The organism is Chromobacterium indicum (assembly GCF_039708975.1).
Lineage (GTDB): Bacteria > Pseudomonadota > Gammaproteobacteria > Burkholderiales > Chromobacteriaceae > Chromobacterium > Chromobacterium piscinae.
The window spans coordinates 311,848-335,705 of record NZ_JAYFSJ010000003.1 but is presented as its reverse complement, the minus strand read 5'-3'; the positions used below and the strand labels follow the sequence as shown (position 1 = coordinate 335,705).

The following is a 23,858-nucleotide window of genomic DNA, read 5'->3' as shown; positions in this document are numbered from 1 at the left end:
GAACAGGACCGTGAAACGCCTTAGCGCCGATGATAGTGTGGCATTCGCCATGTGAAAGTAGGACACCGCCAGACGCCCCATAACGAAGCCCAGCTCAGACGAGCTGGGCTTTGTGCTTTGCGCGCGCGAAACCTCCCCCAAGCAGCCCCGACCGAACCCCGGCGGGGCTTTGGCGTTTGTGGCTCCAGTTTGGCCAAACGTTCCGGATTGCTTGCCGTCAATTCTAGAGCGTGGCCCTGCTGTTGGCGGGGTTTGGCATTCGGCAGCCGCGACGTATCATGTGGGCTCCGGAGGATTCAAGATGACAAGACGACTGAGAGCGGGGTTGTTGGGCTACGGCTATGCCGGCGCGACCTTCCATGCCCCTTTATTGGCTGAAACTGAAGGCGTGGAGTTGATCGCGGTGGCGTCCAGCAGGCCGGAGCATGTTTTGAAGGATTGGCCGCAGACGCGGGTATTGCCGGACGCCGAGGCCTTGCTCGCTGAGGACGACATTGATCTGGCGGTGATCGCCACGCCGAACGACAGCCATTTCCCATTAGCCTTGGCCGCGTTGAGAGCCGGCAAGCACGTGGTGGTCGACAAGCCCTTCACTCTGGATGCCGCGCAGGCCAGATTGCTGATGGAAGAGGCTGAGCGGGCTGGCCGGTTGTTGTCGGTGTTTCATAATCGCCGCTGGGATGCGGATTTCCTGGCGGTGCGCCAGCTATTGGATGAGGGCGCTTTGGGGCGGGTTGTCCATTTCGAGTCGCATTTCGATCGCTACCGTCCGCAGGTGCGCCAGCGCTGGCGAGAGTCGTCCGGGCCTGGGGCCGGGCTGTGGTTCGATCTGGGGCCGCATCTGCTGGACCAGGCCTTGCAATTGTTCGGCTTGCCGCAGGCATTGGGCCTGGAAATGGCTGCGCTGCGCGACGGAGCCGCCAGCGATGACTGGTTCCATGCGATGCTGCGCTACCCGGACAAGCGGGTGATTCTGCATGGCAGCGCGCTGGTCGCCGATGCGGGGCCGCGCTTCATACTCCACGGCACATTGGGCAGTTTCAGCAAATACGGGCTGGATCCACAGGAAGATGCGCTGAAGGCCGGCGCACGCCCGGGCGGGGAGGGCTGGGGCGTGGACACGAATCCGGGGCGGCTGGTAAGCGGGGAGGAGGAGGCTGTGTTTTGCGGGCCGGCAGGCGATTATCTCCGCTACTACGCGGGGGTGCGCGACGCCATCCTGCACGGCGAGGCGAACCCGGTGCCGGCGGAGGAGGCCTGGCGCGTGATGGCTTTGCTGGAGCTGGGCAAGCGCAGCGCGATGCTGCAATGCTGGCAGCCGGTGCCGGACAATCTGCGAGAGCCGGCTGCCTGAGTGTCAGTCCTTCTTTTTCTTGCCGCCGGCGGCCTCTTCGGCCTGGGCGGCGGCTTTCTGTTCCGGCGCGATTTCAGTCAGCAACTGCTCCAGCAATTTGCTGCGCGAGCTGATGTGGTGGTCGAAACGCCAATCTTTGAGCAGGTCGATCGCGACATCGAAATAGCGCATGTCTATGTCGTATAGCTGGCTGAGGTCGTAGGAACGGCCCATCTCCAGCGCAGCAGCCAGCTCTTTCAATACCTGCATTTGCTGCGGATCGTGCCCTTCCTCGATGAAGCGGCGGATTTTCTTGGCTGCATTCATAAACAGGTCCTTGCCTGGGGTGAGGCGATGTCAAGATGTGAAAACGCGTATGCAATGATGGTGGCAGAGGCGGCGACGCGTCAATCTCGTCTTGCCCTGAATGGCTTTCCATCGCGTTGGCGGCATTGACTGGCCTTACTGGCAGTGGTTTATGTTGCAGTGCGATATTTGCGACATATTGCGGATGGTTTGCATGAATCCTTCTTAGGAGAGTTCGCCATGAAGCAGCAGGAAGTCCGGCAGCGCGCGTTCGCCATGCCTTTGACCAGCCCCGCTTTCCCGCCGGGGCCCTACCGTTTCGTCAATCGCGAGTACATGATCATCACCTATCGCACCGACCCGGCGGCGATCGAGGCGATTCTGCCGGAGCCGCTGCAGATGGCGGAGCCGGTGGTCCGTTATGAATTCATCCGCATGCCGGACTCCACCGGCTTCGGCGATTATTCGGAAAGCGGGCAGGTGATCCCGGTGACGTTCCGCGGCGAGCGCGGCAGCTATACCCTGGCGATGTTTCTGGACGACCAGCCGCCGCTGGCGGGAGGACGCGAGCTGTGGGGGTTTCCGAAGAAGGCCGGCAAGCCCCGGCTGGAGGTGCATCAGGATACCTTGGTGGGCAGTCTGGATTTCGGGCCAGTCCGCGTCGCCACCGGCACCATGGGTTACAAGCACGAGACGCTGGATCAGGCCTCGCTGCTGGCCGGACTGGCCGAGCCCAATTTCCTGCTGAAGATCATCCCGCACGTGGACGGCACGCCGCGCATCTGCGAGCTGGTTCGCTATCACACCACCAATGTCGTGATCAAAGGGGCATGGTGTTCACCGGGTTCGTTGGAGCTGCATCCGCACGCGTTGGCCCCGGTTTCGGCTTTGCCGGTGCAGGAGGTTTTGTCGGCACGGCACTTCATTTGCGATCTGACGCTGGATCTGGGGGCGGTGGTGTTCGACTATCTGCAGCAGTGACGACGTTTGCCGAGTCTGTCCCAAGAAAACGGCCCCTGGTGGGGCCGTTTTCTATCCGCGGGGAGCGCTTCAGAACCAGAAGTAGCGTTGCAGCGCGGCATCCAGGTTGGCGACGTCCGGCGCGCCGACGCCGGTGGCCTGGTCGTAGCCGCGATGGGCGTTGTAGCCCCAATTGTTGCCGGCGGTGATGTCGCGCAGTGGCGCGCCATGGCGGCCGGAGCCGTGATAGGCGTGGCCGGTGGCAACCAGGCCGTACAACGAGAAGTTCAGCAGGCCGATGCGCCCGCCCAGCGACTGGTTCAGCAGCGCGGTGATGCCGGCCAGCTGCGGCGCGACGAAGCTGGTGCCGCCGTTGTTGGTCTGGATCGAGAAGCCGGTCTTGCTGGAGGTGTAGTAGACCACGTAGCCGGTTTCCGGGTCGCCGTTCATCGAGATGTCCGGCACGTTGCGGCCCTTGAAGTTGGCGGGCAGAGTGGCGATGACCTGAGGCGGATTCTGGCTGCTGTCCACCAGTTGTTGGCCGGCCGGGCTGTTCTGCATGCCGGGCAGCCAGTTCTGGTAGAACGGGCGGGCGATGAAGCTGCTGACGCCGCCGCCGTCGCCGACCGGGAAGATGCCGCACGCCACCGGGTCTTTGCCCAGCGCCTTGCACAGGCCGCCGAGGTAGTCCCAGCCCCAGGCGCGCTCGGTCGGAATCTTGACCTTCATTTCCTTGCCGTTGGGATGAAAGGTCAGCGTGGTCGGCACGGTGGTGGCGCCGGCTGCGGTGATGAACTGCTGGTTGGCCGGGCTATCCACCGACAGCACCTTGTTGTACTGCGGCAGCGGAGCGGCGCGGTTCACGTCGTAGGCGCCGGAGTCGCCGGAGGCGGCGAACATGGTCTGGCCTTGCAGCGCGGCCTGCAGGAACAGGTCATGGTAGGTCTGCAGCACGTTGGCGCTCTTGCCGCCCACCGGATTGACCGCTTGGGCCTGCTGGTCGAACCATTCCCATTCGCCCCAGCTGACCGACAGCGTGTCGGCGGCGTTGGATTCGATCGCTTTGGCGAAGGCGTCGACGAAGCCCTGGGTGGTGTTGGGCGCTTGGTAGACGACGATCTTGGCGTCCGGGGCGATGCCGCCGGATTGTTCGACGTCCAGCGTGGTTTCGCTGGAGCCGCCATCGTCGCTCGGCGCGCCGGGGCCACCGTCGATGTCGATCACGGTGAGGCGGTTCGGATCGGTGTTCAGACCGATCGAGCTCCAGTACTGGAAGGCGTCGGACGGCGTGAAGCTGGCCAGGGTGACGATGCCGATGGTGGCGCCCTTGCCGTGGATGCCCTTGTTGTAGAGCGGCGTGATGTTGTAGTGGCGCGCCAGGTCGGTGACGGTCCATTTGCCCGGCGCATTGCCGGTGGTCACGGCGCTGGCGCTCTTGTCCATCGACGCCTGCAGGTGGTTGGGCAACTGGCGCAGGTGCGGGCGGAAGTGCGGGCGGCTGTCCAGGCCGATCACGGCCTGCACGTCGCTCAGGTCGACGCCGGGCGTCGAGGCGCGCACCGGCGCGGTGTAACGGGCGGCCGCGCCCTGGACGACGGTCTTGTTCTGGAATACATGCACTTCGGCGCCGAAGGCCTTTTGCACGGTGGCGGCGGGGCCGCTGACTTGCAGCAGGGTGCTGCCGACGCGCTTCACGCTCAAGCCGGCGGATTGCAGGCGGGCGCTGACTTTGGCCACGCTGGCTTCGGACGGCGCGTAGCGGGCGCGGAATTCGGACGGGGTCAGGAACTGGTGGTAATTGGGGCTGGAGGGCGTGTGCACTTCCTGCAGATAGCGGGCGGCGGCATCACGGTCGCGCAGGCTCAGTGCGATGGTCACGGTCAGTTTTTGCGCCGGGGCGGCCTGCTCCACCTTGCCCAGATCTTGCGGGGCGGCTGCCATCGCGCCGGAGGCGGCGACGGCGGCCAGGGCGGCTGCCAGCATTTTCATTTTGAATGCCATATTGCTTGCTCCTTGTGTAGATGCCGGGCCGCGTTTCTGTGGTGCGGCTCCGGTCCGGATGAGGTTTCCGGATATCCAATCGGAATAATTGGAGAGGCCAGTATAGGGAGCGGTTTCTGTGACGAGTTAAGCGTTTTTGTAACATTCTGTGTGGCCATTCCACCGATTTGTCATGAGGAAGCCGGACGGGGGGAGCTGCAATAGCTAGCGTTTGCAACTGAATTGGCCACGGCGGGGGGCACAGCCGTAGGGGGCGGGATGACAGGGCCCATGCTTGCTGGAGCCTGTGATGCGCGCTTTGATTTTGATGGCTATCGATCAGCTTGTCCGCGCATGGTGAAGTACAATGGAAGAATAGTCGCGGACGGTCCTGCTCCGCGGCTGGCGGCGGTGGCGAGACGATGTCAGATTGTCCGTGTAGTGCCGACTAAATGAGACACAAGGGAAGCGCTGCGGAGGATGCATGCTGATTGATCGTTTTGGCCGGGCCATCGAGTACCTGCGGCTGTCCGTCACCGACCGCTGCGACCTGCGCTGCAATTATTGCCTGCCTAAGGGCTTCAAGCATTTCGAGGAGCCGGACAACTGGCTGACCTTCGATGAGATCGAGCGGGTGGTGGCGGTGTTCGCCCGGCTGGGCACCCGCCGCGTACGCTTGACCGGCGGCGAGCCGCTGCTGCGGCGCAATCTGCCGCAGCTGGCCGCGCGGCTGTCGGCCTTGCCCGGCCTGGAAGACTTGTCGCTGACCACCAACGGCACCCAATTGAGCCGCCACGCGGCGGCGCTCCATGCCGCGGGCGTGCGGCGCATCAACCTGAGCCTGGATTCGCTGCGGCGCGACTGCGTGGCGGAGATCACCGGCAGCGACAGCCTGCCCAAGGTGCTGGAAGGCCTGATGGCGGCCAAGGAGGCGGGTTTCGCGCCGATCAAGATCAATATGGTGGCGATGCAGGGCGTCAATGAGCAGGACATCGAGGCGATGACCGCGTTCTGCATCGAGCACGGCTTCATCCTGCGCCTGATCGAGGCGATGCCGATGGGCGACACCGGCCGTTCCGCGCATTATCTGGATCTGCAGCCAGTGATGCGCCGCCTGTGCCAGCAGTTCGATCTGGTGGAGCAGGCGAAGAGCCTGGGCGGAGGGCCCGCCCGTTACTGGAGCAGCCGCGACGGCAGCTTCTCGCTGGGGATGATCACCCCGATCTCGCAGCACTTCTGCGCCACCTGCAACCGGGTGCGGCTGTCGGTCGACGGCACGCTGTACATGTGCCTGGGGCAGGAGGAAAAAATGGAATTGCGTCCGCTGCTGCGCGCCGGCATCGACGACGCCGGCCTGGAGGCGGCGCTGCGCGAGGCGATAGAGCTGAAGCCGGAGCGGCATGAGTTCCGCGAGCGGCCGCAGAAGCTGGTCCGCTTCATGTCGATGACCGGCGGCTGAGGCCAACCGGCTTTCCGGCTTCAACGCTCCAGTATCGCCCGGCGGTGGCGCCGGAACACCCATTTCTCCCACATCAAATGCGTGTCCAGATCGAAGCTGCCGTGGATGTCCGCGCTCAGCAGGCGAAGCTTGCCGCCATGCGGGCGGGATTCCAGCACCCGGCCGTGCAGGCACAGGCTGAGCGCCGAGTCGGGGTTGGGGTAGAGCGACAGCAGCAGCGGCTGCCCGGGCGTCCACGGTTGGGTGTCCAGCCAGGCCACCGCGTTCAGTCCCAGGCGGCACGGCGTGCAGGATGGCCGCTCCGGGTGGCGTTCCAGCAACGATACTTCCAGCGCCAGGTCCAGCTTGGCTTCCAGCCGCATCAGCACCGGATTGGTGTCGTCCGGCGTTTCGCCGGGCGCGGCCAGTACCCGCAGCGCCAGCCGGGTTTCTCGCTGCAGCCGGGGCGGATAGTCGCCTTCCAGCGGCTGAGCCAAAAAGGGCAGATCGGCGTCGAAGCTGACGGTGTCCAGCTCCAGAAGTTGGGTCGTTTGCTTGTCGGCCATCATCGTCGCTCAGTGAAAGAGCCGCAGGATGGCGTCCAGGCCGCCATGCTCGATGGCGATGTCGGCTTCGGCGCTGACGCGGGGCTTGGCATGGTAGGCGACGCCGGTTCCGGCCTCGCGCAGCATGGGCAGGTCGTTGGCGCCGTCGCCGACCGCGATCACTTGCTCGGGCTGCAGGCCCAGCGCGTCGCGGGTGGCGATCAGCAGCCGCTTTTTCGCCTCGGCGTCGACGATGTCGCCCTGGACCCGGCCGGTGAGTTTGCCGTCGACGATTTCCAGCTGGTTGGCGTAGGCGTGGTCCAGGCCGTATTCGGCCTTGAGCCGATCGGTGAAATAGGTGAAGCCGCCGGAAACCAGCAGCGTCTTGATGCCGAGGCGCCGGCAGGCGGCCAGCAGCTGTTCGGCGCCCGGGTTCAACCGCAGCCTCTCCTCATACACCTGGCGCAATGCCGCTTCCGGCAACCCTTCCAGCAGCGCCACCCGTTCCCGCAAGGCGGCCGAGAAGTCCAGTTCGCCGCGCATCGCGCGCTCGGTGATCTCCGCCACCTGGGGCTTGATGCCCTTGATGTCGGCGATCTCGTCTATGCACTCGATGTTGATCAGCGTGGAGTCCATGTCGGAAACCAGCAGGCGGAAATCGGCGAACGCCTGGCCGTTGTCGATATAGGCGGCGTCGTAGCCGTGGGCGCGGCAGCGTTCCAGAACCGAGGGGCTTTGGTCCGGGTTGGCGCCGCGCATCCGCACCACGTCGATGTGGGGATGGTCCAGCTGCGGCGCTTCGGCCAGGCGGGCGATGTCGGAGAGATGCCGCGGGTCCGGCTGCGGGGCGAGTACGACCAGGGTTTTCTGAGTGCTCATTGTGCGATCGGGCGTCAAGACGATTGCTTTCATTATGCCACGTCTTGCGCCCGCCGCCGCCTCTCGCGCGGTTCCCGCTCAGCTGAGGCTGGCGGGGCAGCGGCCCGCGCACCAGCGCTTGAGCAACGCGTCCAGCGACAGCAAGCCGGGGCCGAAGGACAGCAGCACCAGCAGCTGGGCGCCCCAGAAGTAGTGGAACTGGCGGGTGACGTCGTTCAAGCCGGGGTAGCTGATCACCGCTACAGCGTTGAGGATGAACAGGCCGGCGGCGGCGAAGCGTCCGCCCAGGCCCAGCGCCAGCAGCGCGGACAAGCCCAGCTCGCCGCAGGTTGCCATCACCGCGGCGACGGCGGGCGGCAGTAGCGGCACGTGGTATTCATCGCTGAACAGCGCCAGCGTGATGTCCCAGTCGTCTATCTTGGTCAGGCCGGAGCGGAAGAAGACATCCAGCAGCCACAGCCTGAGCAGCAGCAGGATCAGCGGCTGCAGTCGGTCGGCGCTGCGGATCAGCAGCTGGTAGGCGGAGACCGCCGGTTTGGCGAGGGTATTCATTCGGTTTCACCTTGTCGGATATGGATGGAGGCCAGCAATGGCGGCTGGAACAGGCCGAGCAGCGCCGGCTGCAGGTCAAAATCGGCGTCGAACGCCTGGGCCGCTTCGATGGCTGCGGCCAGCGGCTCCCCGCTGAACAGCGCGGCGTAGAAGGCGTGGCGGGCGTCGTTCAGCGCCAGGGTTTTCACTTCGCCGCGGTCGCGGTAGACCAGCGCGTTTTCCGACGGCAGCGCCAGCAAGCCATCCAGCGGACCCTGCTCGCGGTGGGCGCGCCAGATGCTGAGCGCCGGGCTGCCGGCCCGGCACAGCGCGACGTCGGGCAGCGGCGCGAAGATCAGCGCCTCCCATTGCTCCGGCGCGACGGCCGCCAGCGCGGAGGTGTCCAGCGGCTGGGCGTCCTCAGCGTAATAGCTGCGGTGGACCGCCCACTCCAGTCGCGCGACGTCGGCGAGGTAGGGCAGGTCGCGGCAATGCTCGAAGCCGGCGATGAAGTCGGCGAAGCTTGCGCCATAGCGGTGCAGGTTGCCGCCGTCCGAGGCGTGGCTCTTCACGTATTCGCGCGCCAGCGCGGTGAAGAAGTCTTCGCCCACCAGCTCGCGGCAGACCGGATGGCTGTGCGCCAGCGCGTCGATCAGGCCGATGCGGTAGTTGTTGCGGTAAACCGCCAGCCCGGCTGGATTCAAATCCAGTTCGGCGGCGGACGCCTGCGCCGGATCGGCTATCGCTTCCAGCAGCGCGTGTTGCCAGTCATGCCAGTCCATCGCGGCCCTCCAGTATCGCTTGCGCTTTGGCGGCTTCGGCTTGCAGCGTGGCCAGCGGCGGGATATCGATGTCCCATTCGATCAGCGTCGGACGCGGGCCGATGCGGCGGATCACTTCGCGGTAGAACCGCCATACCTCGTCGTGCACCGCCTGGCTGTGGGTGTCCACCAGCATGCCCTCGCGCTCGCTGTAGCCGGCCAGGTGAATCTCGCCGATCGCGTCCAAAGGCAGGGCGGCCAGCACGGCGTTGACGTCGGTGCCCAGGTTGACCCGGTTGACGTACAAGTTGTTGACGTCCAGTAAGATGCCGCAGCCGGTGATGCGGACCAGTTCGGCCAGGAATTCGCCCTCGTTCATCTCGTTGCCGGGGAACTCGACATAGCTGGACAGGTTTTCCAGCAGGATGGGGCGGCCCAGCGCGTCCTGGGTCTCGGACACGTGGCCGGCCACCGCGTCCAGCGCCGCGCGGGTATACGGTATCGGCAGCAGGTCGTTGACGTAGCGGTGCGGCGAATGGTTGAACGACAGATGCTCGGACACCGAGGCCGGACAGGTCTCGTCCACCAGCCGCTTAAGCGACGCCAGATGGCCGCGATCGGGTCGAGCGGCCGAGCCCAGGCCCAGGCCGACGCCGTGCAGCGACAGCGGCCAGCGCTCGGCCACGCGGCGCAGCATGGCCAGCGGGGTGCCGCCATCGAAGAAATTCTCGCTGTGCACTTCCACCCAGCCCAGCTCGGGTTGAAGCGCCAGGGCTTCGCGGTAGTGCGGCGCGCGCAGGCCGATGCCGCAAACGCCGGGAAGAGTGGTGAGGGACATGCTGGTGTTCCGGAAAAGGCGGCCCGCCGATGGGCGGGCCGCATGGGGGGGCGGGGATTACTTGGTGCCGGGCTTGCCGCCCATTTTCTCGCAGCTGCCCTTGGCGACGTATTTCCAGTCAGCGGGGTCCTTGTCCACCTTGGCCTGGCCGGCGCAGGAATGGGTGCCGGACGCGCAGTCGTTCTTGCCTGCCTGGGCGATGCCGTAGCATTTTTCCTTGTCCGCAGCGGCGGCCGGGGCGGCGCTCAGCGCGCCCATGGCGATGACGGCGCCCAGGGCGGATGCGATCAATGCTTTGTTCTGCTTCATATGCGACTCCTTGCTTAAGTGTGCGCCGGACGGCTCCTGCCGTCCGGCCGGGGTATGGTAATCAAAGCGGCTGGAATTGCCAGCCGGATAAATCACATCGGCTTGGTGTGACCGCCCATTTTCTGACAAGTGCCGGCCGGCACCAGTTTGAAGTCTGCCGGGTCCTTGTCCACCTTTGAGTGGCCGGCGCAGGCGTGGGCATCGGTCTTGCAGTCGTTCTGGCCGGCTTTGGCGATGCCGTAGCACTGGTCCTTGTCGGCGGCGGAGGCGGGCGCGCTGGCCAGCACGCCGAGGGCGATGACCGCGCCGAGCGCGGAGGCGATCAGAGTCTTGTTGCTGTTCATGGTTTCTCTCCTGGGTAGTGCGATTGTTGTCGATGGCGACGGATGCCTGAGTCCTGGTTGCGTATGGGCATCACCGCACAACCATTGAGTCGCGATGCCTTTTCGTTTCTTACGCGAATGTTCAAAAAATTTTCGCGGAACAGGATCGCCGCGCCGGAGGGCCGTCGTCCTCCACCCAGCACGGATGTTTTCGTCGTTATAGTGCGGGTTTTCCGGATGGCATAGAACGGCGGCGCGGAATGGCCGATGAGCGGAACCGCGACAGGCGCATGTTTCCGACGGGAAGCGTTTGAGAGGAGGAGAGCGGGAGGCGCGGAAACGAAGATGCCCGGACATGCCGGGCATCGGGCGCATGCCGTTGATCAATGGCATGCGAATCAAGGTGGGGTCGCGCTCAGCGGATGTTCACCACCTTGTGGGTCTGCACCGACAGCCGCCATTGCGGATGCGCCATGCAGTAAGCGATGGCGGCGCGGGTGTTGGCGGCCAGGTCCGGGCCGTCCATCGGCTGCAGGTAGAAGGTGCCGAAGTCCAGATGGGCGACGGTTTCCGGCATTTGAGCTACTTGCGGGTAGACCAGCTTCAGTTCGTCGCCTGCGCGTTGCTTCAGCTCGGAACCCGCCTTGGGACTGACGCAGATCCAGTCCAGCCCGGTGGGCGCGGCGACGGTGCCGTTGGTTTCCACGGCGATCTCGAAACCTTCGGCGTGCAGCGCGTCCACCAGCTCCGCGTCCAGCTGCAGCAGCGGCTCGCCGCCGGTGCATACCACATAGGGCGCGCCGCCGGCGTCTTTCGGCCACTCGGCGGCGATCCGGGCTGCCAGCGCCGCCGCGCCGTCGAACTTGCCGCCGTCCGGGCCGGCGCCGACGAAGTCGGTGTCGCAGAACTGGCAGACCGCCTTGGCGCGGTCCTCCTCGCGGCCAGACCACAGATTACAGCCGGCGAAGCGGCAGAACACCGCCGCGCGGCCGGCCTGGCGGCCTTCGCCCTGCAGCGTGTAGAAGATTTCCTTGACGGTATAGGTAGTCACGACATTCTCCCGCAATCGATGGCGGCGGTCACAGCAGCGGCCAGCGCATGTCCTGGCGGAAATGCAGCGACACGCCGGCGTCGTCGCTTTCCATCAGGTCTATCCGGGACAATTCCGGCACCAGCGGCGCCAGCTGGGCGTGGATCCACTCCGCCACCGCGGCGTTGTCGGCGCGGCGCAGGCCGGCCAGCTTGTCCAGCGGGTTGTGGTCGAGCTGGCGGTAGATGGGCTTGAAGCGGTCCTTGACGTCGCCGAAGTCCAGCAACCAGCCCATGGTGCGGTCTATGCCGCCGGACAGCATCAGCCGGACCAGATAGCTGTGGCCGGTGTAGTTCCCCGCGGCGTCGAAGGGCATCGCGCTTTCGAAGCGCTGCTCCTTCCAGATGCGGAAGGTCTTGCCGTCGAACTGGCTGCCGGCGCTGTGCGTCTCGCGCACCTCTACCCAGGCGAGGCCGGGTACGGCGTCGCGCAGTTGCTGGTGCAGCCATTGGGCCAGCACCTCGCTGGTGGGGTTGTCCAGTCCGGGAATATCGTTCAGGTAGCGGTGGTTGAGCCGGCCGTGAAGCGTCGCCCAGGCGCGCGCCAGATCATGCTGGCCGCTCAAGGCGGCGTCGGCGACGATGCGCACGCCGAAGCCGTGGCCATGCAGCCGTCCGCATTTATGGCCAGGCGGCACGTGGGGCAGATAATGGGCGGCCTCGAAGGATGAGTTGATCCAGCTGAGCGCGCGCGCGCCGTCCAGCATCACGCCGCGGTCCGGCGCGCCGCGCAACTGGATGGATGCGGGATGGGGCAGGGCGTCGGCGATGTGGCGCGCCAGCGAGAGATCGTCGCTGGTGGCGAGGACGGCGTTCAGATCCGTGTAGTCCAACGGCGCCACGGCGGCCTGGACGGCAGCCTGCAGCGCTTCCTGGCTGGTGTTTTGGGCATCGCTGCGCACGCTCAGGCGGAAGCTGTGGCCATGCGGCCGCGCGGCTTGGCCGTGGTCGGCCGGCAGCCGCCGCGCCGCTTCGAAGCCGGCGCCGGCTATCAGGTAACTGGCGTGCATTTCAGTGTCCTTGCGCTTCGGCCTGGCAGCGTTCCACCAGCGGGTCCGGCATGCCGGCCTCGGCGAAACCGAGGGCGCGCAGTTCGCACGACGCGCAATGGCCGCAGGGCGGCACCTCGCCGTTGTAACAGGTGTGACTCCAGGCCAGGGCTTCCAGCGCCCCAACCTGTTGCGCCAGGGTCACAGTTTCGGCTTTGGACAGGTACATCAGCGGCGTGTGCAGCTCCACGCGGCTGTCCATGCCCAGCCTCAGCGCCACTTCCAGCGCCTTCAGCGTGTTCTCGCGGCAGTCGGGATAGCCGGAGTAGTCGGTCTGGGCGACGCCGGTCACCAGATGGCGCGCGCCGCGGGTATAGGCGAGGGCGGCGGCGAAGGTGAGGAAGACCAGATTGCGCCCCGGGACGAAGGTATTGGGCAGCGCGTTGTCGTCGCGGACGCCTGCTTCGGGGGCGATGCCGGCATCGGTCAGCGCGTTGCCGCCGATGGCGGCGAAGGTGTCGATGGGCAGCACGGTCTGGCGCACGCCGGCAAGCGCGGCGATCTTGCGCGCGCAACCCAGCTCCACGCGGTGGCGTTGGCCATAGTCGAAGGTGACGGCCTCCACATTGCCGGCGCCGAAACGGCGCAGCGCCCAGTAGAGACAGGTGGTCGAGTCCTGGCCGCCCGAGAGCACCACCAGGGCTTTTTCATCAGATGCTTGGTTCATATTCCGTCGAAAAACAGTCGAGGGTTTGTGACGGCGCGCCGGGATCGGTCTCACCCGCCGCGCAAACCGCTGATTTTAACCCACTATAGACCTGGCGGGGGAGGCGGATGATCTGTTGCTGAAATATGACATGTGGAATATGCGCAACGAGGCGAATTTTTTTGATTGCGATCATGACATGTTCATGCAATTAATGATCTGTGCATGATGACTGTGCACTTTATAACTTTTCGTGATGTACAAAGCATCCTGACAATAAAGGGAAAACAATGGACAAGAGATTACCCATTGCGGCAGCGGCCCTGCTGCTCGCCTCATCCGCATTCGCCGGCGACCTGCAAGTCAGCCTGGGCCAGCCGGCAGTCAGCGCGGCCCAGGACGTGGATGTCACCGTCACCTACCGCAACACCGGCAAGGAGACCTTGCATGTTTACCGTTGGTACCTGCCGGGCAAGGAGCTGCAGGAACAGTTCCTGACGGTGAGCGTGAACGGCAAGCAGGCGGAATACCTGGGCCCGCGTTACAAGCGGGTGGTGCCGTCGCTGCGCGACACGGTTTCCCTGGCGCCGGGCGCGACGCTGAATGCCAAGGTGCGGGTATCCGATTATTACGACCTGTCCAAGGGCGGCCAGCTGAATGTGCGCTTCGAGAGCAACAGCGGCAAGGTATTGAACCGCAGCTTGCCGGCCGGCGTCAGCGCCAAGTCGTCGGGCGCGGCGCAGCCGCAGGACGAGGCGATCGTTTCCAATGCGGTGAGCGGCTACAGTGGCGGCAAGGCCAGCCCGCTGCTGCAGCGTTCGCAGGCGGCCAAGCTGGAGTGGCAGGCGCTGGCCCGCACCGCGGTCAGCGGCGTGACCTACGCCGGCAACTGCTCGGTCACCCAGCAGAACCAGTCCAGGGACGGCGTCACCGCCGCCAGCGCGATGGCCGACGAGACCAACGCCTATCTGAACGGCACGCCGTCCGGCACCCAGCGCTACACCACTTGGTTCGGTAAGTACAGCCAGGCCAACTGGAGCACCGCCAAGTCGCATTACGTGAACATCAAGGATGCGCTGGACACCAAGCCGATCAAGCTGGATTGCAGCTGCACCGATGGCGGCACCTATGCCTACGTCTATCCGTCGCAGCCCTACACCATCTATCTGTGCGGCGCCTTCTGGACCGCGCCGACCAAGGGCACCGACTCCAAGGGCGGCACGTTGGTGCATGAGCTGTCCCATTTCACCGTGGTGGCGGGCACCGACGATCACGTCTACGGCCAGGCTGGCGCCAAGAACCTGGCGAAGACCAACCCGGCCCAGGCGCTGAACAACGCTGACAACCACGAATACTTCGCGGAAAACACGCCTAACCAGCCTTGAGCCAGATCGGCAGGGCAAATCCGGACCCGCCCGCTTCGGCCGGCGGGTTTTTCATGGCCGCCGTGCATCTTTTCGTCATGATTCGCATGTCCGGCTAATGGGGTGGAATACGGTCGCAACGGGGCTTATTATGGAATGGCCCGGTAAACGGGGCGTTGGAGCCGCCTTCGTCATGGCCGGCCAAAGGCCGGGCTACCGTGTGCATGTCCACCTGCAATGCCCTGGGGATGCGATGCCGTCGACGACCATCTTGTTGGTAGAGGATAGCGCCACCAACCGCTACTTCATTGAACAGTTCATCCAGAAGCTCGGCTATCTCTGCGTGTCGGCCAAGAACGGCGTGGAGGCGGTGGCGTACTGCCGAAACCAGGTGCCGGATCTGGTGCTGATGGACGTCGTTATGCCGGAGATGGACGGCTTGCAGGCCACGACCGAGCTGCGCAAGCTGTTCGGCGAACACTGGGTGCCCATCATATTTCTGACCAGCCTGAACGAACTGGAAAGCGTGGTTTCCGGCCTGAAGGCCGGCGGCGACGATTATCTGGCCAAGCCCGTCAGTTTCGATCTGTTGACCGCCAAGATCCATGTCTTCCTGCGTATTGCCGAGATGCAGAACCAGATCAACCAGGATGCGATCCGGCTGGAGAAGTATTACCAGGAAAACGAGTTCGAGCAGCAGCTGGCGCTGGAGCTGATGGAGCGGCTGATCCGCCTGCGCACTTCCCGGCCGGACCATGTCTGGCAGTACCTGAGTCCCGCCGCAGGCTTCAACGGCGACCTGATCATCATTTGCCAGCCGCTGGGCGGCGGCGAACACATCATGCTGGCCGACTGCACCGGCCATGGCCTGACGGCCGCCATCAGCGCGTTGCCGGCGATCGATTGCTTCCACGAAATGACCGAGGCCGGGTGCGAGATGCCGGCCATCGTCCGGGGCATCAACCAGAAGCTGCACAAATTGCTGCCGAGCGGCCGCTTTGTCGCAGCCGCGCTGATCGCGATCGATTCCGCGGGCCGGCAGGCGCGCGTCTGGAACGGCGGCGTGCCCTGCGTGCTGCTGTTCAACCCGCGGGGAGAGGTCGAGGCGCGCTGCAAGTCCGAGCATCCTCCGCTTGGCGTGCTGCCGGCCGATGCCTTCGATGACGGCATGCAGACGCTGGCCTGGCAGCCGTCCCAGACGCTGGTGGTCAGCTCGGACGGCATTACCGAGGCCAAAGACGGGCATGGCGCGATGTTCGGCTTGCCCGGCGTCGAGGCGGCGGTCCGCCGCGGCTGGCCGGACCGGATCGGAGAGACGGTGCTGGAAGCCGTCAAGGAGCACAGGCAGGGCGGCGCGGCCAGCGATGACGTTTCGCTGCTGGTGATCCGCCACCCGGATGGCGGGCAGTCCCCCCGTTGACGTATGCTGCGCCCAAGAGCCGCTGACAAACCCGCTGATGCCGCGTCGCGTCGGCTTGCCGTGCGGCTTGCACTGTCTGCGTCGGCGGGCCTTGCCTGATGATTGGGCCGGTCGCGCCGGCGCTAAACCGCGCAGACGCGCCCGCGGCCGGTCCGCTTGGCCAGGTACAGCTGGTCGTCCGCCAGGCGGAGCAGCCGTTCGCCGTCTTCCCCGGCATCCGGTTCGATCACTGCCACTCCCTGGCTCAGCGTGACGCAGACGTCGACGCTCGAGGCCGGATGCTGGATGTGCAGGGCCCGCACCGCCGCGTCTATCTTGATGGCCACCGTCACCGCGCCGGCCAGGGTGGTTTCCGGCAGCAGGCAGACAAACTCTTCTCCGCCGTAGCGCGCGGCCAGGTCGTAGGGGCGGCGCATCTGATCCTGGATCGCCGCCGCCACCTGGCGCAGGCATTCGTCGCCGGCGTGGTGGCCGCAGCTGTCGTTGTATTTCTTGAACAGATCGACGTCGGACAGGATCAGCGCCAGCGTGCTGCGCGCGCGCTGGCAGTGGCGCCAGGCCTTGTCGAGGCGCTCGTCGAAATTCCTGCGGTTGGCGATGCCGGTCAAGCCGTCGTGATAGGCCAGCACGCGCAACTGGTCGGCCTGGAATTTCAGCGTCAGGTGGGCGTTGACGCGGTTGAGCAGGGTGATGGGGGTGACGGGCTTGCTGACGAAATCGGCGGCGCCGGCCTCCCAGCATTCCAACTCCTGTTGCGGGTTTTGCAGCCCGGTGACGAAGATAACGGGAATATCGTGGGTGGCCGGATCCTGCTTCAGGCGCCGGCATACGTCCATGCCTTTGAGGCCGGGCATTTCCACGTCCAGCAACAGCATGTCCGGCGGCGTGGCCCGGCAGAATTCCAGCGCCTGCTCGCCGTTGGTGGCCATGAAGACATCGTGCCGTTCGCGCAGTATCTGATGCGCGACCACGATATTGGCCGGCTGGTCGTCGACGACCAGTATCCGGCCGCGCCGGCCGGCGGCAGGCCGGACAAGGCCTGGGATGTCTTGGTTCATGGCTGTGGCGCTTTCTGCTGCCGCATGTCCTCGCACAGGCGGACGGCAGCCGTGAAGTTCATCTGCATGATCGCCTCGTTGAGCCGGTCGAACTCGCCGGGGCGGGCGCGGCCGTGTCGCTGCCGGAGCGAGGCGAACAGCTGTATCGCCTCGACATTGGCTTCGCGCAGCAGCTGGGTCAGTCTGTCGAGGCCCTCGGCCAGTTCGAGGCCCGGATTCTGCTCGGCGTCATGCTGCGGAGCGTTGAGGCGCGACGAGTTTTCCAGTTCCGCCGCCAATTGCCTGGCGGCCTGTTCGGCTTGCCCGGCTTCCCGTTCGAGATCGGCGTAGTCGGCGGGCCAATCCTGCTCGGCGGACCGCAGCGCTTTTTCTTCCAGAGCGGCCGTCGCCGCCAGGGCTTCCGCGCCAATGGTGGCCGCCAGTCCTTTCAGTGTATGCAGAAACTGTATGCCTTGCTCGCGCTGCCGGAGGCGGCGCGCTTGCTGCAGTCCATCCCGCAGCGCGCGGCTTTCCTCGCAGAAACTGAGCAGGGTGTGGCGGTAGATTTCCAGATTGCCGCCAAAGCGTACGATGGCGGCTTCGCTGTTCAGCAGCCGGCGGGCGACGGCCGTGGCCGGAGGGCGGCTTTCCGGAGCGGCCTGGCCGCGGGCGTGGTGCAGGATGACCCCGACCAGCTGGGCCAGGTCGAAGGGTTTGCCGACATGGTCGTTCATGCCGGAGGCCAGCGCGGCTTCGCGATCCGCCGGCATCACATTGGCGGTCATGGCGACGATGGGCAGCGCCTCGGGCGGGAAGTCCTGCCGCAGAAGCCGGGTGACGGCATAGCCGTCCATGTCCGGCATCTGGATGTCCATCAATACCAGATTGTAAGACGCGGGGGCGTTGCGAACCGCGTCCAGCGCCGCCATGCCGCAGTCGGCCACATCGATTTCGGCGCCTTCGCTGCCCAGCAGCTCGCGGGCGACTTGCTGGTTGGTCAGGTTGTCCTCCACCAGCAGCAGCCGCAACCCGCTCAGCCGCATTTGCCGGGGCGCGTCCGGAGGCGGGAGGCTTTCGCGGCGGCCATTGCCCGCCCGGGCGTCGGCGACGGCGTCGAACAGCATGGAGGCGGTGAGGGGCTTGACCAGCAGGCTGTCGAACATGTCTGGAGCCTGGCTCCGCCGCTGCTCGAGCAGCTCGCGGCCGTAAGCGGTGACCAGCACGATCACTGAAGCGCGCGCGCTGCTTTCCAACTGGCGCAGCCGGCTGCAGGTTTCCCAGCCGTCCAGTCCCGGCATGCGCCAGTCCACCAGGATGACGTCATAGTCTTTCGGGCGAGGCTGCTCCATCAGGGCCAGCGCCTCCTCGCCGCTGGCCGCGGTATCCACCGTCCAGCCAAACGCGCGCAGCAGGCCGCTCTGGGTTTGGCGGGCGTTGTCGTTGTCGTCTATCACCAGGCAGCTGAGATCGCGCAGCGAGACGACGTCGACCGCCGGTTTCGGCGCTTCGGCCGTTTCGCAATCGATCTCGAAGCGGAACAGGCTGCCTTTGCCCGCTTCGCTTTCCACGCTCAGTTGGCCGCCCATCAGCGCCACCAGCCGCTGGCTGATGGCCAGGCCCAGGCCGGAGCCGCCGTAGCGGCGCGCGGTGGAAGCTTCCGCCTGGGAGAAGCCCTCGAAGATGCGTTGCAGATGCTCGGGCGCGATGCCGATGCCGGTATCGCGCACCGAGAAGGCGATGCGCAGCTTGTTCTCTTCCCGGCCAAGCAGCCGGGCCGCCATCACTACTTCGCCGCGTTCGGTGAACTTGATCGCGTTGCCGGACAGGTTGATCAGGATTTGCTGCAGCCGCAGCGCGTCGGCGGAGATCCAGTCGGGCAGCTCGGGGTCGATGTCGAACAGCACCTCCACATCCTTGTCGCCGACATTGGCGGACATGATCACGCCGACGTCGCGCAGCAGTTTGTCGACGCTGAATGGATGGGGGGCCAGCGTCAGCTTGCCGACCTCCACCCGGGAGAAGTCCAGGATGTCGTTGAGTATGCCCAGCAAGGTGCGGGCGGCGGAGGCGGCCTTGTCGGCGTAGTCGGCCTGGCGCGGATTCAGGCCGGTCTGCTGGATTAGCTGCAGCATGCCCAGGATGGCGTTCATCGGGGTGCGGATTTCGTGGCTCATATTGGCCAGGAACTCCGACTTGGAGCGGTTGGCGCTGTCCGCCGCGGCTTTGGCCTGGCTCAGCCAAGCTTCGCGTTCGCGCTCCAGCGTGACGTCGCGGTTGATGCCGGCTACTCGGAGGGCCTTGCCGCCGGCGCCGTACTCGATTCGCGCCGCGGCCTGCAGGTGGCGGGTTTCGCCGTCCTGCCGCAGGATGCGGAAGTCGGCGGTGTAGACATCGGAGCCTTCCAGCGCGCGCTGCAGCTGGTGTTCGGCTTGCTCGACGTCGTCGGGATGGACCCGGCCGCGCCAGTGGTTGTAGTAGAGGCCGAAGTCGCGGAATGACCGGGGCAGGTCGTAAATCTCGAACATGCGGTCGTTCCACTCCAGCATGTCGCTGTCCAGTGTCCAGCTCCAGATGCCCAGCTCGGCGACTTCCGCCGCCTTGACCAGCTGGTCGCGCGCCAGCTCCAGTTGATGGCGGTCGTGTTCGCGCTGGGTGATGTCCGCTGCGATGACGAGATAGCCGGTGACCAGGCCTTCATCGTTCTCCAGCGCGGATACGGTCAGCAACACCGGCAGGGTGCCGCCGTTGCGGCGCACGTAGGTCCATTGGCTTTCGTCCGGGCCCAGCCGGGATGGGGCGATGATGGCGTCGATCCCGGGCTTGATGTCCTCGCCCAGGCGCTCGCCGATCGCGCGCGCGCGTTCGGCCAGTTCGCGCGGATCATGAAAGCGGGTCAGGGACTCGCGCCCTATCATGTCGGCGGCGGCGTAGCCCAGCATGCGCTCGGCGGCGGGATTGAACAGGGTGATCACCCCATCTTGATCGGTGGCGATGATGGCGTAGCCGGCATTGGCGAGGATGGCGTTTTGCAGCGCGGAGAATACCCGGATCTGCGCGGTGCGCTGTTCCACTTGCCTCTCCAGCCCGGCATTCATTTCGAGGATGCGCCGCTCGTTCGCCACCTGTTCGGTGATGTCGCGGATGATCAGGGCGACGCCGCCCTGCCGGCCGGCGGTCAGCACCGGCGAGACGGTGACGGCGGCATCCAGCCGCCTGCCTTCCCGGTCGTGGAGGAAGCAGATCAGCTCCAGCGGCGTCGACTCTGGAGGCTCGGCGCTCAGGAAGGATGGCGCGCCGCTGTCCGCCGAGGGCAGGTGGATGAAGTTTTCCAGCGGTTTGCCCATGGTTTCCCGCGCCGGGTAGCCCAGCATTTTTTCCGCGCCCAGGTTCCAGCTGGCGATGCGGCCTTCGGAGGAGCAGCCGATGATGGCGTCGTGCGAGCTTTCCACGATGGCGGCCAGCTCAGCCTGGCGGGCGCTGGCTTGCCGGTATTTTCGCCGGTAGACCGCCAGCACCATGGCGATCAGCAGAAATACGCCCAGCGCGCTGCCCAGCGCGGACAGGCGGGCGGTTTGGGCCAGCGTGGCGACGGCCTGATCCGGCAGCACGGCATAAATGCGGCAGTAGTGTTCTGGCGCGGCAGGATCGAAGGGGATGTCCAGCCAGCGGGCGTAGGCGGTGCCGTGGGGCGAGGCATAGGCTTGCAGGCCGTCCGGCTGGTCGGCCCTGGCTGGCGTCGGCCGGAAGTCGTCCTGCCAGCGCCAGCGATGGCCATGCTCGAAGCCGAAGGTGTGTTGAGGATCCGGCTGCAGCAGGTAGTCGCCGTCGCGGTTGGTCAGATAGATGCGCAGCTCCATCGGAATGCTTTTCAGGAGCGATTGCAGCAGCCGGCTGGCATTGTAATTGAGGATCACGATGCCGAACATGCGGCCCTGCTCGTTGAATATCGGGGTGGCCACCCGCAGCGTCGGGAGCAGCTCGGCATCGGGATGCGGATGCTGAGAATGGCGCCGGCCCGCGGTGATGTCGGAAAAATAGACTTGTCCTCGCGCCAGCTTGGCTGTTGCCTGCATGTAATCGCTGCCGCCATGCGTGCGCAGCGTTTGGGCGGATGTGATTTTCGCCTGGCCGTCGGGGCCGCGTTCGGCCCGCACCAGTTCCCGGCCATTGTCCGCCACGCCGATGAAGCGGATGGAGGTCAGGTCGGGGTTGGCGTCGAGGAAGGAGGCGAATATGGTGCCCAGTTGCCGCCTCCAGGTTTCATCGCGGGTGTTTTCCCGGCGGTCCAGGTTCCGGTTGGAGGCGGCGCGGACGATGCCGGATACCGGGGGCGTGTTGCCGAGAAACAGCGCGTCGCGGCGCAACTGGTCGAACTGCTGCCGCAGGATGTCGTTGCGGGTATGGGTGACATAGCCCAGGCGGATCTGGTAGGCGCTCAGCAACTGCTGGCGCTGGTGCAGGCCTGCCTGGAACGCCACCACCGCGGTGACGGCCGCCACCATGCACAGGAAGGCGACGATCAGCCGCAATTCCTGTTTCAGCCAGCCGGACAGACGCGGAATCCGAGGCAAGGGCAGCTCCTGCAAGTAAGGAGGGCGGGTCGGCGATACCGTTTTCGATTATAGGTAGAGCCAGCGCGCATTTGAATTGCATTTCATGCGAAGGCGCGGGGCCGGCCGATTGCCGCGGGGGGCGGCCGGGCGGAGCGGGCAAAAGGGGAGCGCCTCGCCGGCGGCGGGAGCATTCGATAAAACGCCCGGGACGCGTTGGCGCGGCCGGGCGTTGGCGCATTCCCTGCCGGGGAAAAAGCGGCCCCGCAGCGGGGCCGTCGTGGATCAGCGCAGCTCCTTCCACAGGAAGGCGTATTCCATCGCCGCGATGCGGGCTTCCTCGTCGTGGCTGGCGGCGGCGCCGTGGCCGCCTTCGGTGCGCTCGTAATAGCGGACATCGGCGCCCATCGCCTTCATCGCCGCGTACATCTTGCGGGCGTGGCCGGGATGGACGCGGTCGTCCAGCGTGGAGGTGGCGAACAGCGTGGCCGGGTACTTGGCGCCGGCGCGGATGTTCTGGTACGGCGAATAGCGCTGGATATAGGCCCAGTCGGCCGGCTGGTCCGGGTTGCCGTACTCGTCCATCCAGCTGGCGCCGGCCAGCAGCTTGTTGAAGCGCCGCATGTCCAGCAGCGGCACCTGGCAGACCACGGCGTGGAACAGCTGCGGGTACTTGGTCAGCATCACGCCCATCAGCAGGCCGCCGTTGCTGCCGCCCTTGATGCCGAGATGGCGGGCGTCGGCGATGCCGCGCCGGGCCAGGTCCCTGGCGATGGACGAGAAGTCGTCGTAGGCTTTCTGGCGCTTGTGCTTCAACGCCGCCTCGTGCCAGGCCGGGCCGTATTCGCCGCCGCCGCGGATATTGCCCAGCACGTAGACGCCGCCTCGCTCCAGCCAGGCTTTGCCCAGGGTGCCGCTGTAATAGGGCGTCAGCGACACTTCGAAACCGCCGTAGCCGTACAGCAGCGTAGGGTTCTTGCCGTTCAGCTTCATGTCCTTGCGCGCCACCACGAAGTAGGGCACGCGGGTGCCGTCGTCGGAGCGGGCGAAGAACTGCTGGATGCGGTAGGGTTTGGCGTCGAAGAAGGCGGGCTGCTGTTTCAGCGGCTCGCGCGCGTCGCTGCCGGCGTGGGCCAGCGACAGCGAAGTCGGCGTCAGGAAGTCGGTGAAGGTGAAGAAGTAGTCGTTGGAGTCGTCGCTGTCCACCGCGCTGACGCTGATGCTGCCGTAGCCGGGCGCGGCCACCGGGCGCGACTGCCATTTGCCGTCCACCACTTTCCACTCCACCAGCCGGCTCTTGACGTTGTCGAGCACGGTCAGGATCAGCGCGTCGCGGGTGCCGGCGCTGCCGCCCAGCGAGGTGGTGGCGCTGGGCTGGAACAGGGCGGCGACGTCTCGCTTGCCCTGCAGGTAGTCGCTTGCCTTGATGGCCAGCAGGCTGCCGGCCTTCCAGTCATGGCCGCCGACCTTCCAGTCCTGGCGCGGCCGCAGCAGCAGCCAGGGGCCATGGAAGGACGCTTCGACGTGGCCGGGCTTGTCCAGTTTCAGCCACTTGCCGTCCTGTTTCAGGTAGGTGTCGCTGGAGAAGAAGCTGGTGCCCTGGCTGATCACGTCATAATGATGGCCGGCGGTGTCGATGCCGTCGGCGTTGACCGAGATGTCGGTCTGCTTGCCCTCGAACAGCGTCGCGGCGGCGGCCAGCGGCTGGCCGCGCTTCCATTCCTTGACGATGCGGGGATAGCCGGAATCGGTCAGCGAGCCTTTGCCGAAATCGGTGGCGACGTACAGGGTGTCGCGGTCAGCCCAGTTGACCTCGCTCTTGGCTTCCGGCACCACGAAGCCGTCGGCGAGGAAGCGCTTGGCCGGCAGGTCGAATTCGCGCACCACCGCGGCGTCGCCGCCGCCGCGGCTCAGCCGGATCAGGCAGCGGTCCTGCTTGGGTTTGACGCAGTCGGCGCCTTGCCACACCCAGTTTTCCTTTTCATCCTTTGCCAGCTTGTCTAGGTCCAGCACCGTTTCCCAGGCAGGCTCTGCCTTGCGGTATTCGTCCAGCGTGGCGCTGCGCCACAGGCCCCGCGGATGCTGGGCGTCGCGCCAGAAGTTGTAGTAGCGGTCGCCTATCTTTTCGATGGCGGGAATGCGCGCGCTGGAGTCGAGGACGGCCAGAATGTCCCGCTTCAACTGCGGGAAGTTTTTCCAGCCTTCGGTTTCCTTGACGGTGAGCGCGTTCTGCTGATGCACCCATTGCAGCGCATCCTTGCCCTGGATGTTTTCCAGCCACAGGTAGGGGTCCTGCGCGGCGGCATGGCCCTGCGCCGCCAGCAGCAGAGCCGCGGACGCGAGCAGTCTGGTCTTCATGATGTTCTCCTAAATGTGGTGCCCTTGCCGCCGGCGCGGTCGGCGTGCAGGGCGCCCTGTTGTCGCGGCGCGCCGGTCGGGCGGCGGCCAGTTCCAGACTGTATCGCGTTTCAAATCCTTTTGTCATCGGCGCGGGCCGCCG

Annotated in this window: 21 protein-coding genes; 5 read left to right on the top strand and 16 right to left on the bottom strand. The window is 65.8% G+C overall.

The genetic code is table 11. From position 1 onward, the window contains the following. Window positions 1–301: 301 nt before the first annotated feature. Complete coding sequence (locus VA599_RS06415) at window positions 302–1,354, top strand: oxidoreductase (protein WP_346787990.1); 1,053 nt, start codon at window positions 302–304, stop codon at window positions 1,352–1,354. 3 nt (window positions 1,355–1,357) lie between these two features. On the opposite strand, the gene VA599_RS06410 is transcribed toward VA599_RS06415, so the two are convergent. Beyond that, window positions 1,358–1,660 (bottom strand): hypothetical protein, encoded by a 303-nt coding sequence (locus VA599_RS06410; protein ID WP_021477901.1) that lies wholly within the window; start codon window positions 1,658–1,660, stop codon window positions 1,358–1,360. Window positions 1,661–1,879: 219 nt separating this feature from the next. On the opposite strand from VA599_RS06410, the gene VA599_RS06405 reads away from it, so the two are divergent. Further along, the gene (locus VA599_RS06405) at window positions 1,880–2,620 is read left to right on the top strand and encodes an acetoacetate decarboxylase (protein ID WP_346787989.1); all 741 of its coding nucleotides are present in this window, start codon (window positions 1,880–1,882) and stop codon (window positions 2,618–2,620) included. Between the two features lie 69 nt (window positions 2,621–2,689). On the opposite strand, the gene VA599_RS06400 is transcribed toward VA599_RS06405, so the two are convergent. Continuing rightward, a complete protein-coding gene (locus VA599_RS06400; protein WP_346787988.1) occupies window positions 2,690–4,600 on the bottom strand; it encodes a S53 family peptidase in 1,911 nt (636 codons plus the stop codon). 463 nt (window positions 4,601–5,063) lie between these two features. Between VA599_RS06400 and moaA the strand changes: the two genes are divergently transcribed. Beyond that, a complete protein-coding gene (moaA, locus tag VA599_RS06395; protein WP_166437882.1) occupies window positions 5,064–6,038 on the top strand; it encodes a GTP 3',8-cyclase MoaA in 975 nt (324 codons plus the stop codon). Window positions 6,039–6,058: 20 nt separating this feature from the next. On the opposite strand, the gene VA599_RS06390 is transcribed toward moaA, so the two are convergent. From VA599_RS06390 to VA599_RS06330, 11 genes are all read right to left on the bottom strand, one after another. Further along, a complete protein-coding gene (locus VA599_RS06390) occupies window positions 6,059–6,586 on the bottom strand; it encodes a hypothetical protein (RefSeq protein ID WP_234004435.1) in 528 nt (175 codons plus the stop codon). 6 nt (window positions 6,587–6,592) lie between these two features. After that, window positions 6,593–7,441 carry a phosphoserine phosphatase SerB gene (gene serB / locus VA599_RS06385; protein ID WP_346787987.1) on the bottom strand — a complete coding sequence of 283 codons (849 nt, stop codon included), beginning with the start codon at window positions 7,439–7,441 and terminating at the stop codon, window positions 6,593–6,595. Between the two features lie 78 nt (window positions 7,442–7,519). After that, window positions 7,520–7,993, bottom strand: coding sequence for a DoxX family membrane protein (locus VA599_RS06380; RefSeq protein ID WP_166437884.1), 474 nt, complete (start codon window positions 7,991–7,993; stop codon window positions 7,520–7,522). Further along, window positions 7,990–8,754 carry an HvfC/BufC family peptide modification chaperone gene (locus VA599_RS06375; protein WP_346787986.1) on the bottom strand — a complete coding sequence of 255 codons (765 nt, stop codon included), beginning with the start codon at window positions 8,752–8,754 and terminating at the stop codon, window positions 7,990–7,992. Before VA599_RS06375 ends, VA599_RS06380 begins: the two co-directional genes overlap by 4 nt. Then, entirely contained in the window at window positions 8,741–9,571 is an 831-nt protein-coding gene (gene bufB / locus VA599_RS06370) for an MNIO family bufferin maturase (protein WP_346787985.1), read from the bottom strand. The genes VA599_RS06375 and bufB overlap by 14 nt, the downstream gene beginning before the upstream one ends. Before the next feature lie 57 nt (window positions 9,572–9,628). Further along, window positions 9,629–9,880: a BufA1 family periplasmic bufferin-type metallophore gene (locus tag VA599_RS06365; RefSeq protein WP_021477892.1), complete on the bottom strand. Its 252-nt coding sequence runs from the start codon at window positions 9,878–9,880 to the stop codon at window positions 9,629–9,631. Between the two features lie 92 nt (window positions 9,881–9,972). Further along, the gene (locus tag VA599_RS06360; RefSeq protein WP_021477891.1) at window positions 9,973–10,224 is read right to left on the bottom strand and encodes a BufA1 family periplasmic bufferin-type metallophore; all 252 of its coding nucleotides are present in this window, start codon (window positions 10,222–10,224) and stop codon (window positions 9,973–9,975) included. Window positions 10,225–10,618: 394 nt separating this feature from the next. After that, complete coding sequence (gene queE / locus VA599_RS06355) at window positions 10,619–11,254, bottom strand: 7-carboxy-7-deazaguanine synthase (protein ID WP_346787984.1); 636 nt, start codon at window positions 11,252–11,254, stop codon at window positions 10,619–10,621. Window positions 11,255–11,282: 28 nt separating this feature from the next. Beyond that, window positions 11,283–12,302, bottom strand: a complete 1,020-nt coding sequence (locus VA599_RS24135) for a 6-pyruvoyl trahydropterin synthase family protein (RefSeq protein ID WP_429838544.1) — start codon at window positions 12,300–12,302, stop codon at window positions 11,283–11,285. A gap of 1 nt (window position 12,303) precedes the next feature. After that, entirely contained in the window at window positions 12,304–13,008 is a 705-nt protein-coding gene (gene queC, locus VA599_RS06335) for a 7-cyano-7-deazaguanine synthase QueC (RefSeq protein WP_346787983.1), read from the bottom strand. After that, window positions 12,992–13,183 (bottom strand): hypothetical protein, encoded by a 192-nt coding sequence (locus VA599_RS06330; RefSeq protein WP_346787982.1) that lies wholly within the window; start codon window positions 13,181–13,183, stop codon window positions 12,992–12,994. Before VA599_RS06330 ends, queC begins: the two co-directional genes overlap by 17 nt. Window positions 13,184–13,277: 94 nt before the next feature. On the opposite strand from VA599_RS06330, the gene VA599_RS06325 reads away from it, so the two are divergent. After that, entirely contained in the window at window positions 13,278–14,372 is a 1,095-nt protein-coding gene (locus VA599_RS06325) for a M35 family metalloendopeptidase (RefSeq protein ID WP_346787981.1), read from the top strand. A gap of 232 nt (window positions 14,373–14,604) precedes the next feature. After that, window positions 14,605–15,771, top strand: coding sequence for a SpoIIE family protein phosphatase (locus VA599_RS06320; protein WP_346787980.1), 1,167 nt, complete (start codon window positions 14,605–14,607; stop codon window positions 15,769–15,771). Window positions 15,772–15,893: 122 nt separating this feature from the next. Here VA599_RS06320 and VA599_RS06315 read toward each other — a convergent pair whose 3' ends face one another. The 3 genes from VA599_RS06315 to VA599_RS06305 all read right to left on the bottom strand — a co-directional run bounded on the left by VA599_RS06315 (window position 15,894) and on the right by VA599_RS06305 (window position 23,716). Next, window positions 15,894–16,829, bottom strand: a complete 936-nt coding sequence (locus tag VA599_RS06315) for a diguanylate cyclase domain-containing protein (protein WP_346787979.1) — start codon at window positions 16,827–16,829, stop codon at window positions 15,894–15,896. Next, window positions 16,826–21,379 (bottom strand): PAS domain S-box protein, encoded by a 4,554-nt coding sequence (locus VA599_RS06310; protein ID WP_346787978.1) that lies wholly within the window; start codon window positions 21,377–21,379, stop codon window positions 16,826–16,828. The genes VA599_RS06315 and VA599_RS06310 overlap by 4 nt, the downstream gene beginning before the upstream one ends. Window positions 21,380–21,643: 264 nt before the next feature. Continuing rightward, complete coding sequence (locus tag VA599_RS06305; protein WP_346787977.1) at window positions 21,644–23,716, bottom strand: prolyl oligopeptidase family serine peptidase; 2,073 nt, start codon at window positions 23,714–23,716, stop codon at window positions 21,644–21,646. Window positions 23,717–23,858 lie beyond the last annotated feature (142 nt).

Coding starts and splice junctions, on each gene's coding strand:
- VA599_RS06410 (WP_021477901.1), bottom strand. CDS start 1,660: ATGAATGCAGCCAAGAAAATCCGCCGCTTCATCGAGGAAGGGCACGAT.
- VA599_RS06315 (WP_346787979.1), bottom strand. CDS start 16,829: ATGAACCAAGACATCCCAGGCCTTGTCCGGCCTGCCGCCGGCCGGCGC.
- VA599_RS06325 (WP_346787981.1), top strand. CDS start 13,278: ATGGACAAGAGATTACCCATTGCGGCAGCGGCCCTGCTGCTCGCCTCA.
- VA599_RS06320 (WP_346787980.1), top strand. CDS start 14,605: ATGCCGTCGACGACCATCTTGTTGGTAGAGGATAGCGCCACCAACCGC.
- moaA (WP_166437882.1), top strand. CDS start 5,064: ATGCTGATTGATCGTTTTGGCCGGGCCATCGAGTACCTGCGGCTGTCC.
- bufB (WP_346787985.1), bottom strand. CDS start 9,571: ATGTCCCTCACCACTCTTCCCGGCGTTTGCGGCATCGGCCTGCGCGCG.
- serB (WP_346787987.1), bottom strand. CDS start 7,441: ATGAGCACTCAGAAAACCCTGGTCGTACTCGCCCCGCAGCCGGACCCG.
- VA599_RS06415 (WP_346787990.1), top strand. CDS start 302: ATGACAAGACGACTGAGAGCGGGGTTGTTGGGCTACGGCTATGCCGGC.
- VA599_RS06365 (WP_021477892.1), bottom strand. CDS start 9,880: ATGAAGCAGAACAAAGCATTGATCGCATCCGCCCTGGGCGCCGTCATC.
- VA599_RS06400 (WP_346787988.1), bottom strand. CDS start 4,600: ATGGCATTCAAAATGAAAATGCTGGCAGCCGCCCTGGCCGCCGTCGCC.
- VA599_RS06330 (WP_346787982.1), bottom strand. CDS start 13,183: ATGATCGCAATCAAAAAAATTCGCCTCGTTGCGCATATTCCACATGTC.
- VA599_RS06380 (WP_166437884.1), bottom strand. CDS start 7,993: ATGAATACCCTCGCCAAACCGGCGGTCTCCGCCTACCAGCTGCTGATC.
- VA599_RS06405 (WP_346787989.1), top strand. CDS start 1,880: ATGAAGCAGCAGGAAGTCCGGCAGCGCGCGTTCGCCATGCCTTTGACC.
- VA599_RS24135 (WP_429838544.1), bottom strand. CDS start 12,302: ATGCACGCCAGTTACCTGATAGCCGGCGCCGGCTTCGAAGCGGCGCGG.
- VA599_RS06375 (WP_346787986.1), bottom strand. CDS start 8,754: ATGGACTGGCATGACTGGCAACACGCGCTGCTGGAAGCGATAGCCGAT.
- VA599_RS06360 (WP_021477891.1), bottom strand. CDS start 10,224: ATGAACAGCAACAAGACTCTGATCGCCTCCGCGCTCGGCGCGGTCATC.
- VA599_RS06305 (WP_346787977.1), bottom strand. CDS start 23,716: ATGAAGACCAGACTGCTCGCGTCCGCGGCTCTGCTGCTGGCGGCGCAG.
- queC (WP_346787983.1), bottom strand. CDS start 13,008: ATGAACCAAGCATCTGATGAAAAAGCCCTGGTGGTGCTCTCGGGCGGC.
- VA599_RS06390 (WP_234004435.1), bottom strand. CDS start 6,586: ATGATGGCCGACAAGCAAACGACCCAACTTCTGGAGCTGGACACCGTC.